This window comes from Lysinibacillus sp. JK80 (assembly GCF_027557635.1).
GTDB lineage: Bacteria > Bacillota > Bacilli > Bacillales_A > Planococcaceae > Lysinibacillus > Lysinibacillus capsici.
In genome coordinates this window covers 1789334-1801747 of sequence record NZ_CP058997.1, presented here as the reverse complement: position 1 = coordinate 1801747, position 12414 = coordinate 1789334, and the positions used below count along the sequence as shown (strand labels likewise).

The 12414-nt window shown below is 37.6% G+C and carries 11 protein-coding genes and 1 riboswitch; all 11 genes read left to right on the top strand.

Features of this window, described 5'->3' with window-relative positions:
- Positions 1 to 55 precede the first annotated feature (55 nt).
- The 11 genes from HXV90_RS09515 to HXV90_RS09465 all read left to right on the top strand — a co-directional run bounded on the left by HXV90_RS09515 (position 56) and on the right by HXV90_RS09465 (position 12198).
- On the top strand, positions 56 to 1126 hold the full coding sequence (locus HXV90_RS09515) for a D-alanyl-D-alanine carboxypeptidase family protein (protein WP_115673515.1): 1071 nt from the start codon (positions 56 to 58) through the stop codon (positions 1124 to 1126).
- A gap of 106 nt (positions 1127 to 1232) precedes the next feature.
- Positions 1233 to 1820: an Asp23/Gls24 family envelope stress response protein gene (locus tag HXV90_RS09510; RefSeq protein WP_269898872.1), complete on the top strand. Its 588-nt coding sequence runs from the start codon at positions 1233 to 1235 to the stop codon at positions 1818 to 1820.
- Between the two features lie 300 nt (positions 1821 to 2120).
- Positions 2121 to 2852: a pseudouridine synthase gene (locus HXV90_RS09505; protein ID WP_004232209.1), complete on the top strand. Its 732-nt coding sequence runs from the start codon at positions 2121 to 2123 to the stop codon at positions 2850 to 2852.
- Between the two features lie 317 nt (positions 2853 to 3169).
- Positions 3170 to 3709, top strand: coding sequence for a thiol-disulfide oxidoreductase ResA (resA, locus tag HXV90_RS09500; protein WP_004232210.1), 540 nt, complete (start codon positions 3170 to 3172; stop codon positions 3707 to 3709).
- A 6-nt stretch (positions 3710 to 3715) separates the two neighbouring features.
- Positions 3716 to 5392 (top strand): cytochrome c biogenesis protein ResB, encoded by a 1677-nt coding sequence (gene resB, locus HXV90_RS09495; protein WP_054550608.1) that lies wholly within the window; start codon positions 3716 to 3718, stop codon positions 5390 to 5392.
- Positions 5389 to 6570, top strand: coding sequence for a c-type cytochrome biogenesis protein CcsB (gene ccsB / locus HXV90_RS09490; protein ID WP_048391290.1), 1182 nt, complete (start codon positions 5389 to 5391; stop codon positions 6568 to 6570). The genes resB and ccsB overlap by 4 nt, the downstream gene beginning before the upstream one ends.
- A 114-nt stretch (positions 6571 to 6684) precedes the next feature.
- Complete coding sequence (locus tag HXV90_RS09485; RefSeq protein ID WP_004232215.1) at positions 6685 to 7401, top strand: response regulator transcription factor; 717 nt, start codon at positions 6685 to 6687, stop codon at positions 7399 to 7401.
- Positions 7394 to 9169, top strand: a complete 1776-nt coding sequence (locus tag HXV90_RS09480) for an ATP-binding protein (RefSeq protein WP_048391287.1) — start codon at positions 7394 to 7396, stop codon at positions 9167 to 9169. The genes HXV90_RS09485 and HXV90_RS09480 overlap by 8 nt, the downstream gene beginning before the upstream one ends.
- 78 nt (positions 9170 to 9247) lie before the next feature.
- The gene (gene sigX, locus HXV90_RS09475; protein ID WP_009370717.1) at positions 9248 to 9781 is read left to right on the top strand and encodes an RNA polymerase sigma factor SigX; all 534 of its coding nucleotides are present in this window, start codon (positions 9248 to 9250) and stop codon (positions 9779 to 9781) included.
- On the top strand, positions 9778 to 11064 hold the full coding sequence (locus HXV90_RS09470) for an RNA polymerase subunit sigma (protein ID WP_269898871.1): 1287 nt from the start codon (positions 9778 to 9780) through the stop codon (positions 11062 to 11064). The genes sigX and HXV90_RS09470 overlap by 4 nt, the downstream gene beginning before the upstream one ends.
- A gap of 143 nt (positions 11065 to 11207) precedes the next feature.
- A riboswitch (FMN riboswitch) is annotated at positions 11208 to 11393 on the top strand.
- 217 nt (positions 11394 to 11610) lie between these two features.
- Positions 11611 to 12198 (top strand): ECF transporter S component, encoded by a 588-nt coding sequence (locus tag HXV90_RS09465; RefSeq protein ID WP_036080135.1) that lies wholly within the window; start codon positions 11611 to 11613, stop codon positions 12196 to 12198.
- Positions 12199 to 12414 lie beyond the last annotated feature (216 nt).

The window sequence follows — 12414 nt, the reverse complement described above, 5'->3', positions numbered from 1 at the left end:
TTCAACATAAATTTAAATCTATAATTTCCTATCACATTGAATAAGGAGTGGCTCGTTGCTTCGGTTATTTCGTTTAACACTGTTTATGATCATTGTGTTAATGGTAATGCTTCCTCAGACTAGCTTTGCAAGAGGAGGAAGCGGCTATGCTGTCTTGGATGGCGATACAGGTCGACTTTTAATTGGATCCAATAGCGATGAACGATTACCTATTGCTAGCCTCACAAAAATTTGGACAGCACTTGTGGCAATTGAAAATAGTGACTTGCAGGATGAAGTCGTTATATCCCCTAAGGCTGCTATGGCTGAGGGGAGCTCTATTTACCTACAGGCTGGTGAAACGGTGACAGTTGAAACGTTATTGTATGGCTTAATGCTACGTTCCGGCAATGATGCTGCAACAGCTTTAGCCGAACATGTAGGAGGGTCTGTAGAGGGTTTTGTCAAATTAATGAATGAAAGAGCTGTTATTGCAGGTCTTACCAATACCGTCTTTATGAATCCTTCTGGTCTTCATCATGATGAGCATTTATCGTCTGCAAGAGATACTGCTGAGATGTTAAGACTTGCGTTGCAAAATAAAACATTTGAGAAAATTGCTTCAACTGTACTTTATCGGGCAAATACAGTAAACGGAATGTTATGGGAAAATAAACACCGTCTATTAAGAGAAGGTTCAGGAATGGCAGCAGATATAGATGATGAGACAGAACAGCCTGTTAGTTCCTTAAAGTCAGCCACTGGTACTGCTTTCGCTGGAAAAACGGGCTTTACTAAGGTTGCTGGACGAACACTTGCAACGGCCTTTCAAAAGGACGGACAAATCTGCATTGTCGTCACATTAAATGAATCAGATGATTGGAATGTACATCGAGGTTTATCCAATAAAGTATGGCAAGATTATAGTCTTGAAACAGTAGTGAAAAAGGGTAAATACAATGTCAATAAAAAGTTGGCTATTCGTTTACAAGAGCCCGTCCGACTACAGTTAAATAAAGAGGAAAAAGAACAGGTGAGGCAAGTATTACATGTTTCAAGGAAACGCCAAGAAGCAGTCTTGTCTATCTTTATAGGAGAAGAACGTATTTATGCAACGCCAGTAAAAGTTGAATCAGCGGATCGTTAAAAACGATTGGCTGATTTTTTACATTATTTGATCAATTGATGTTAAATTTGGTAAAATGATAATGAGTGTAAAATTCTTAATTTTCGAAAAAAAAGGGGTGAGGAAATTGAGGAAAGCTTCAATGGAAAGTAATGGTAGGCAAATTCAATTTGGGCTAATCATTATCTTATTCTTATCAAGTTTAATTGTGCCTGTCATTCTTCTATATCCAATTCAAGAGATACTATATCGACCTAATGAATTTTATTATTTTGCACCTTATTTTAATGCTTATATTATCTTTATGGTCTCTTTATTTGTCATGGCCCTCGTACTACTAATCAATTATTTGATCATACCTAAAACGAAAAAAAGAAAGGATATAAAACGTGGTCTAGTATCTACTTCCTTATTAATTGCCTTAGGTTTCATCGCATTAAGCTTTAATACTTATAAATGGATAGATTCAAGAGGTATTCATATGAATCCATTTTTTAGTTTAAAAGTAAATTTTGTCGAGTGGGAAGAAATAGTGAAAGTTGAGCAAGTTAATCTAGAAAAAAGTGGTGTGACAAAGCCTGATCATCTGGTTTTTACATTTCAAGATGGTTCCACAATTGAGGAACCTTTGGCAGGCAACATGGTACTGGCTAAAAACTATATAGCCAATGAGTTAAAGCAACGTGGCCTAACAATTGAAAATGTATACAAATAAAAGCTGCCGAATGGTAGCTTTTTTTGTGTCAAAATAAACATTTTACAATCGATTCGCATGATTATCAAATGAGTATACTGCTAGTAAACAAAACAAAATCTCGGTTCAAATGTTAAGAAATTAACGAACGAGAAATTAGTCGGAATACTCAATTAAAAAATGTGAAATTTGTTTTTCTTTAATAATGTCTAAAAGTATGACATAATTTTCACAGATTAGCGGGAAAAATAACCCTATTCATTGGATCGAAATCGAATGATGACGAACGTGTCAATGTGAAAGAAAACTAGAGGTGAAAAAATGGAAAGATTACAAAAGGTCATTGCCTATGCAGGTGTTGCGTCAAGGCGCAAGGCAGAGCAATTGATTTTAGAAGGTAAAGTTAAAGTAAATGGTGTAGTGGTTCGTGAGTTAGGAACAAAGGTATCTAATTCCGATACAATTGAAGTAGAAGGTGTAAAACTAGAAAAAGAAGATAAGGTATATTTCTTACTTTACAAACCACGTGGAACAATTTCTGCAGTTACAGATGATAAAGGACGCAAAACTGTCACAGATTTATTTCATCATATTCCGCAACGTATTTTCCCAGTTGGTCGTCTTGATTATGATACATCTGGATTATTGCTATTGACAAATGATGGAGAATTTTCCTATATGTTGACACATCCGAAATTTAAAATTGACAAAACATATATCGCTCGTGTCAAAGGAGTGCCAACAATTGAAGGGCTTAAAAAGCTTCAACGAGGGATCAAATTAGAGGATGGAAAAACAGCACCTGCTAAGGTAAGTATGACATCTTTCGATGAAAAAGCGGGCAAAGCTATTTGTGAAATTACGATTCATGAAGGGCGCAATCGCCAAGTTCGTCGTATGTTTGAAGCGATTGGAACACCCGTTGTTAAATTAAAACGCGAACGCTTTGCTTTTTTAGATTTATTTGGTCTTGCTCCAGGAGAATATCGTGAATTATCAAAGCATGAAGTAAAGCAACTACGTGTGTTAGCAGAAACAGGAAAGCTTGATTAATGCAATGTTGCCAGAAGAAAGTGTGGATACCAATAGAGGTATTTGGATGTTTACACTTTCTTTGTGGTGAAATCGTTCATAAATCATTCATAATTAATAGCTAAGTGTTTTTGTATCATTTTGCTATAATAGGTGAGAATAGTACACCTAGTAGCAGTTTGTTCAAAAAAGCTGTAACACATTTAATCCGGTATTGTTGACGTCAATGTGAAAGAAGCTTTTACATATTTATAGACGTATAGAGAGTGAAAAAGTTCTATTTGTTTCTTCAATATGTAAAAGCAACGCAAGCCGTAATTGATAGGGGGTTTATTAACTTGGAGAAAAAGAAAAAACGTCTTGTACTGCGAACTGTCATTTTAGCTGTGTTAGCGTTGGCAATCGGGTACACAGTATATGGAACAGCAACAAAGGAAAAAGTAGAGTTAGTAGCAGTAGGCTCTGAGGCACCTGACTTCACGTTAGTAGATTTAAACGGTGAAAAACATAAATTGTCGGATTATAAAGGGCAAGGGGTATTTTTAAATTTCTGGGGAACTTGGTGTAAGCCTTGTGAGAAGGAAATGCCCGCAATGGACAATCAGTATCAAGAATTTAAAGATCACGGTGTACAAACATTAGCTGTCAATATTGCTCAAACAGATTTTGAAGTACAGAATTTTGTCGATCGATATGGGTTGTCATTTCCAGTAGTTATCGACAAAACAAAAAGTGTTATGACTGCTTATAATGTAGGACAATTACCTGCAACAGTGTTAATTGATCCAGAAGGCAAAGTGGCCAAAATTATTACAGGTGAAATGACGGAGAAAGATATTGCTTCGTACATGGAATTAGTGAAGCCAAATAAGGAGTAAATGACGATGGAAAAAATCATTTGTGCTTGTGGTCATAGTAATCCATACGGCACGAAGCTTTGTGAGAAATGTGGTCGTCCTTTAACCGAAGAAGAAAAACAAAATAAAGTTGTTGATATGCGCTATGATGGTATGGCCATTCGTTCCAAAACATATAACAAATCATTTGTTGATAAAATATGGAATTTCTTCTCAAGTGTTAAAGTTGGTATATCCTTAATTATTATCACATTAATTGCTGCTTCAGTCGGAACATTACTACCGCAAGAGTTTTACGTAAAAGCTTCTGATATGGAGAAGGGGGCTTATTACGCAGACGTATATGGTACATTCGGTAAAATTTATTATACGTTGGGGCTTTCGGATTTATATAGCTCATGGTGGTTCCAGATTTTAGTTGGTATGCTAGCAGTATCAATTATAGTGGCAAGTCTTGACCGAGGCATTCCACTTTATAAATCATTAAAGAATCAACGTGTTAAAAGACATGAAAGCTTTATGAAGCGTCAGCGCATTGTTGCAGAAGGACAAGTGTCAGCGAGTGCGGAGGAAACGCTTGATAAAGTGGCTCAAAAAATGACTGAGATGAAGTATTCTGTTCGTCGAGATGGTAGCGCTCTCTTAGCTGAAAAAGGACGCTTTTCTCGTTACGGTCCGTACATAAACCATGTAGGTCTCATCATTTTTTTAGGTGGGGTCATGCTACGTCTAGTTCCAGGCTTCTATGTTGATGAATCGATATGGGTGCGTGAAGGTGAAACACGAGCTATCACTGGAATGGAAGGCTATTTCATTGAAAACCGTGACTTTATTTTAGAAACACATGATAATACACCTCAAGGTGAGCAAGTTAAACAGGGTGTGAATGTAGTGGCTAAAAACTTCCAGACCGATATTACACTTTACAAGCAACCTGAAGACGCATTACCTGGGGATACGGAAAATCTAGAAAAAGTAAAAGACTATTCTATTCGTGTAAACCATCCTTTGAAAGAAGATGGCTTTGCTCTTTACCAGATGGATTATCGTCTAAATGAATTAAAACAGATGAACTTTGAATTAATTAATAAGACGACAGAGAAATCATTAGGTAAGGTAGAGATTGATTTAACAAATCCTAAAAAAGAATATGATTTAGGGAATGGTTCATCCGTTCAAATTCTTGTCTATACACCTGATTTTGATGGATTTGAAAATGGAGAACCTCAGACTAAAACGTCTATTCCAAATAATCCTGCATTTTTATTTAAAATGACTACACCAGAAACTCCTGAAGGAGAAGTAAGCTTTGTTGAAATTATGCAGCCTCCTTTAGAACCACTGGGTGAAAATAAATACAGAATGAAATTTGCTAGTGCAGAGATGCGTGATATGTCAGGTATTACGGTGCGAAAAGATAGTACCATCCCTATTCTGTTTGTTGGGGGGGTCATCTTTATGATCGGTGTTGCCATTGGCTCTTACTGGAATCATCGTCGTTTATGGCTTCAAGTGGAACCAGACGGCCGTGTGTTAATGGCTGCCCATGTCAACAAAAATATGTTCAGCATGAAAAAGGATTTAGATGCTGTTACAACATTTGCTGCATTGCCTCCGTATAAAGATCAGTTAGAGAAAGATGAGGCTGGCGAAGAGTCCACTACTGGTGGCATTAAAGAAAAGGAAGGTGACAACACCTTATGAGTTTGATTGACTTAAGTGGAAACTTACTATTTGTAGCGTTTATTGCTTATCTAGTTGCGACATTATTATTTGGTGGTTCAATTAAGCAAGGTAATGCTACTGGTAAAAATACTGGCAAATGGGGCAAGCTTGCCATTGTGGTTACTATTATTGGTTTCCTATCACAACTTGGCTATTTTATTACGCGTTGGATTTATACAGGACATGCGCCAGTAAGTAATATGTTCGAATTTACAACTGCCTTTGGTATGTTCATTGTCGGCGCGTTTATCTTAATTTATTTTATTTATCGTTTGACTGCACTTGGATTAGTGGCACTGCCTGTTGCGCTTTTGATTATTGCTTATGCAGCAATGTTCCCGAAAGAAGTAAGTCCATTAGTGCCTTCATTACAAAGTCATTGGTTAACAATTCACGTTATTACAGCAGCATTAGGGCAATCTATTTTAGCCATTAGTGCTGTGGCAGGACTTATTTACTTGTTAAAAGTAGTAGATTTAACGAAGCCCTCTAAACAACGTTTTTGGTTAGAAGCCGTCATGTACTGTCTTGTAGTAGTTGTTGGATTTGTCGCGGTAACATCTACATTTAGTGCTATGGATTATGAGTCTAGCTATAATTATGTGGATAAAGAAGGTACTACTCGTAAAATTATTTACAATTTACCTCCAGTATTCGGTATGAATGAATATGAAGTGATAGAAGAACATGGCATGTCGCCATTAGTAGAAATGCCAGCGTTAATTAATGCTAAAAAATTAACAACCGTTGTTTGGTCATTATTGGTAGGATCTGTGTTGTATTTATTAATTCGTTTAATTGCTCGCCGTCGAATTAGTGCCATTTTCCAACCACTTGTTAAACGTGTCAATTTACAATTACTTGATGAAATTGGTTATCGTTCAGTGCTGATTGGTTTCCCTGTATTCTCCCTTGGTGCTTTAATCTTTGCGATGATTTGGGCACAAATTGCTTGGAGTCGTTTCTGGGGTTGGGATCCAAAAGAAGTATGGGCTCTTATTACATGGTTATTCTATGCAGCATTCCTGCATTTACGTCTATCAAAAGGCTGGGAAGGTCGAAAATCTGCTTGGTTAGCACTAATTGGTTTTGGGATTATTTTATTCAACCTAATTGCTGTTAACTTAATTCTTGCAGGTTTACACTCCTACGCGTAACCTGTGAAGCAACAAGCCTTTTCGCTGTAGCGAAGAGGCTTTCTTTTCTTTTCAATATGTGTCACACCATGTACAATAGAAGTTAGAGAAAGATGGAAGAGAGGGATCGTGAAAGTGTCAGAAAATATTTCAGTATTAGTAGTAGATGACGAGGATCGTATTCGCCGCTTATTAAAAATGTATCTTGAGCGAGAAGGATACCTTGTTGACGAGGCCGAAAATGGAGAACAAGCGATCGAGAAATCTTTAGAAAAAGAGTATCACTGTATTTTACTTGATATTATGATGCCTGAAAAAGATGGGCTAGAAGTGTGTGCAGAAATTCGAGAGCGCGCAGCAACACCAATTATTTTATTAACTGCCAAAGGCGAAGAAGCGAACCGTGTACAAGGCTTTGAGCTTGGTGCAGATGACTATATCGTAAAACCATTTAGTCCTCGTGAGGTTGTGTTACGTGTGAAGGCTATTTTACGTCGTTCACAGGCTTTCTCACCAACGACTAATGCATCTTCTTCAAAAGATTTAGTGGTGTTCCAACACTTAATGATTGACCATGATGCACATCGTGTGACTGCAGAAGGCATTGAGGTTAATTTAACACCGAAAGAGTATGAATTGCTGTACTTTTTAGCGAAATCGCCAGACAAAGTATTTGACCGTGAACAACTACTAAAAGAGGTATGGCATTATGACTTCTTTGGTGATTTACGCACAGTAGACACACATGTAAAACGTTTACGTGAAAAGCTCAACCGAGTTTCTGAAAACGCTGCTAAAATGATTGTGACGGTTTGGGGCGTTGGATACAAATTTGAGGTTGTCAATGAATAGAATATGGAATAGTGTTGTCGGGAAGCTATGGGTAACCATATTGCTTCTCGTTTCATTTGTATTATTTGTTTTCACGGTATTAATGCTTGAATTTCTTCAAAATTACCATATGCAGCAAGCAGAAATTTCATTGCGACAAACAGCAGCAACGGTAGCAAGTATAGTAGATGACAATGAAACAGCCGAATCTACCTCTGAATTATTAAAAGATATTTTACCTACAGGAACCAATGCATTGATCGCTATCAGTCATGTTGAAGTGTCCTTTGCGATGCAAGAGGGTGTCAACAAAAAAGAAATACAAGATACTATATTAGCCAATAAATCTTTTCATGAAGTGTTTCAATCAGATGAGCCGATTATTAAAGAAATGATGATGCCTTCTTCAACTGATCAAGAAAAAATGGAATCTTATGTCGTACTTGGTTTTCCCCTAAATGTTGAAAATGCAGTACATGGAGCTGTCTTCATCTACCAAAGCCCAGATGCGCTACATAAAACGTCTAAGGAAACTACGAAAATTGTCTTTTTAGCAGCCTTCATAGCATTTGTGTTGACGACATTCTTCGCATTCTTCCTTTCTTCACGTATAACTTCGCCATTAAGAAAAATGCGTGAATTAGCTTTTGAAATTGCAAAAGGGAATTTTGAAGCGAAAATGCCTACTACCCAAAATGACGAAATTGGTCAGCTTGCCGTTGCCTTCAACCAAATGGGCCGTCAATTAAAGCATAATTTAGAGGTTATCAATCAAGAAAACGAACAGCTTTCTAATATTTTGACATCTATGACAGATGCAGTGATTACGTTTAATCGGGATCGTACAATATTATTAAGTAATCCACCAGCCGAACGTCTGATGCAAAAGTGGTTTGTCAACAAAGGCTCACAAAGTGCAAAACCTATTCCGCCAGAGCTGTATCATATGCTTGATCATGTGCTGATGTTTGAGGATAAACTAGAAGAGGAAATTGAAATGGATGGCAGCTATTATACATTTACCATTAGTCCTCTTTATAGTGGGGAAATGATACGTGGTGCTGTCGCTGTTATTCGTGATATGACTGAACAGCATCGCTTAGAAAAACTAAGATCGGATTTTATTGCGAATGTCTCTCATGAGCTTCGGACACCGATTGCCATGCTTCAAGGTTACTCAGAAGCATTAATGGATGACGATTTTATTCAGGATCAGGAAGAGCGAAATGAGATTACCAAAATTATTTATGATGAATCGAAGCGAATGGGTCGCCTTGTGACAGATTTATTAGATTTGGCACGTATGGAATCAGGGCATATGACGCTTTATAAAGATGAATTACCAATTAATTCTACTTTTGAACGTATTACACAAAAATTTGCACAGGTAGCAAAAGAAAAGCACGTTCGTCTGCTGTTTGAGAGTGAATTTAATGACGAGGCCATGATTAATATAGATGAGGATCGCATTGAACAAGTGCTTACAAATTTAGTTGACAATGCCCTGAGACATACAGATGAAGGGTCTGTGACTGTAAAAGTAGAGCAGGAGCCGACATTTGCTAAAATATCTGTTCAAGATACAGGACATGGCATCCCTCAAGAGGACTTACCCTATGTCTTTGAACGTTTTTATAAAGCAGATAAGGCACGTACTCGTTCCAAGGGTGGAACTGGTCTCGGCTTAGCCATTGCTAGAAATATTGTGAAGGCACACTCAGGTAATATTATGGTAGACAGTGTGTTGAAAGAGGGTACGACCTTCACGTTTTATTTACCGTTCGATTAATAACAAGTATTGCTATTAATTGGCTGTAACTTCTATGAATGTAAGACGACAAATATTATAGAACGGGGGTGGAGTGCTTTGAATGACTCCGTGTTCCATCGACTATACGATGCATATCACCAAGACGTGTTTCAGTTTTTAATATATTTAGTAAAAAACCGTACACTTGCCGAAGATTTAGCACATGAAGTTTATGTACGAGTGTTGCGCTCATACGATCAATTTGCAGGCAATAGTAGTGAGAAAACTTGGCTATTTGCTATTGCTAAAAATGTAGCAATTGATCATTTTAGAAAGCAAGCTGTACGTCAAAAGCATTCACATGATTTCTTTGACTGGGAAACGGAACAGCTCCATTCAACCACGCCATCACCGGAAGATATGCTACAGGCCAGTGATGAATTTATGCAGGTGGAATCAGCACTTGAAAACTGTACAGGCGACCAAAAAATGGTCATTATTATGCGCTATTTTCAAGATTTATCGATTGCAGAAACAGCGCAAATACTAGATTGGACAGAAGCTAAGGTAAAAACGACCCAGCATCGAGCCATTAAATTTTTAAGGCAACAGCTACAGCCGATTAGAGAACAGGAGGCGAAACGGCAATGACGCATAAGCCATTTGATGATGAACAGCTTGAACATGTCTTGAACAATGCCCCTAAGCTTTCTGACCGCCGTTCAAAAGAAGAAATATTAAATCGGTTAATGGCAGATGCTCGCTTGCAGGATAATAGTCACCTACAAGAAGCGATACAACAACCTATAGAGAATGAAGAAGCACAACAAGAAAGTAAATCTTTAATACAAGATGAACGACCATCACGATTTAAGTTCCGAAAAATGCCGATTTTTACGAGTGTAGCAGCAGTTTTCGTGATAACGGTACTCGTTGGCTTCATGTTCATGAATAATGACGCTAGCCAAAAAGATCTAGCTAGTACGCCAGAAACGGCTAATTACTCTACGTTACAGGAAGATCGTTCTGCTAAAGAGGCAGCTACCCAGGATGAGGCACTTCAATCCAGTATTGTATCGGAGCATGAGCGTATGCTATCTTTACGGTCGTCTGTCTATGAGGAAGATGTGAAAGATGCTGTCGTTTTCCGTATTGGTTTGGCAGGACGCGATGCAGAAAGTGTTCCAATGACATATGTGATACCAAATGAGCGTGTAGCAACTGATTTTGGAACAGAAAAGCCTTCTACCCTACAGATGTATGAAAAATATGCTCCTCAAATAGATGAAGAAGCCAAAGGGTTTACGGATTATCATCCTTTTAAAGGTGAACTGAAGGAGAAGGAAGACAAGCTTGTCCACGTATTACCAAAGGACAATGACTATGATGTTGCATCAGCTACCGTTAATGAGTACAAAGGGACTTTAGAGGATACCTTCTCGGATTCTGAATATACGGAAGTTGAGATTCAAAATGAAGATGGCACACCTTATGAGTTTTCTCAGGAGGGTGAGCCAAGTCAAGCCATGTCATTAACAAACGCCAAGCATTTTAATTATTATTTATACCAAGATGGTAGTGGGGCAGAATACCTGTCACCAGATTTCCGTCAAACATTTGCTAATGTTACAGAAGCACTTACACTAATGAAAAACAAAAATGATGATGTTTATGTAACAGTGGTTCCTGAAAATGTAACATATACCGTGAAAGAGGAAGCAGAAGGTGTAGTCGTAACATTCGATATTCCCTTAGATTTAGCATCGATGGAGTCAATTCGCGCTACCCAATTGATTGAAGCTATGATGTTAACTGCTGCTAGCTTTGACCAACAATTACGCTTGGATAATGTGGTCCAAGAAAGCTGGGAAGGATTCGATTTAAAAACGTATTTGCCCAAGCCTGTGGGGCCAAATAAACAATATATGCCTTAGTCAAAATCAAAAATGGAGCATTCCTGTAACATGGAATGCTCCATTTTTACAATACTTACAAATCTAATCGGAATTTTTTAAGCAGAACTATTTACTTTTTCTTAATAATTAATTATAGTAAGGTTGTAGTATAAAATAATATGATTCATCTTCGGGGCAGGGTGAAAATCCCGACCGGCGGTAATAGAGTGGTGAACCGTTAATGTTTCCATTAACTCGAATGGTTTATGCTTCGCTCTTCAGCCCGCGACCTGTGCAAATTTATTTGCATGGCTGACTTGGTGTAATTCCGAGGCCGACAGTTAAAGTCTGGATGGGAGAAGATGGAGGTACGATCGTCATTCATTGTTATGAAATAAACTATGACCGAGCGCTTTTTTTGTATGGCTTTTTAAACAGTGCTCAAAAATAGTTTAAATTGACGCTTATTCGTCATGCCTTTCTCCCTTGTGCTCTTTATGCATAAGGGTTTTTTCGTGCTAACAATTGAAAGATCGTCACCTTTCTTCTTGCGAGATTGAATCAGCAAAGAGGAGAGAGTTTTCTATGAAGAAAAATGTTAAACTTCAATCGTTTATTACGATTGGCATGCTGAGCAGTATTTCGTTTTTATTAATGCTTTTTAATTTCCCAATTCCACCATTCCCAGCATTCTTGGAAGTCGACTTTAGTGATATGCCTGCATTAATAGCAGCCATCACAATGGGGCCTGTAGCTGGTATTTTAGTAGAATTATTTAAAAATGTATTGGATTGGATTTTCTCTGGAACGCCAACAGGCGTGCCAGTAGGTCATATTGCCAACTTTGCAACAGGCATTTTATTTATTTTGCCTGTAAGCCTTATTTTTAATCGCTTTAAAACAATTGCTGGTCTTGTTGGAGGTTTAGCGACAGGAACAGTCGTAATGGCAGTAGGGATGAGTATTTTAAACTACGCAGTATTTTTACCGATGTACACATACTTCTTAGGAATGGAACCTGTTGTAGGTGACTCACTTTATAAAATGATTATCGCTGGGATTTTACCATTTAACATTGTGAAAGGTATTTTATTAACGGCTATTATGGCGTTTTTATTTACAACTATGCGCAAGTGGATCGACCGCCAGCGTTCTATCTATATAACAAAATAATTTTTACTAACCTCGGGTGAACATACCTGAGGTTTTTTGTTGGAAGGAATGATGGATAGGGAAAGGTGTGAAGAATAGAAAGGCTAAACTAACGGATAAATATAGAAAAAAGTAATGGGGTAAAAAAGCTAACTAGTACTTTATAATTATAACCTAGTCGAAAGCTATATTTTCATGTAAAATAGAGAAGAGTTTAGAATGTTTGAGGAGTTTGAA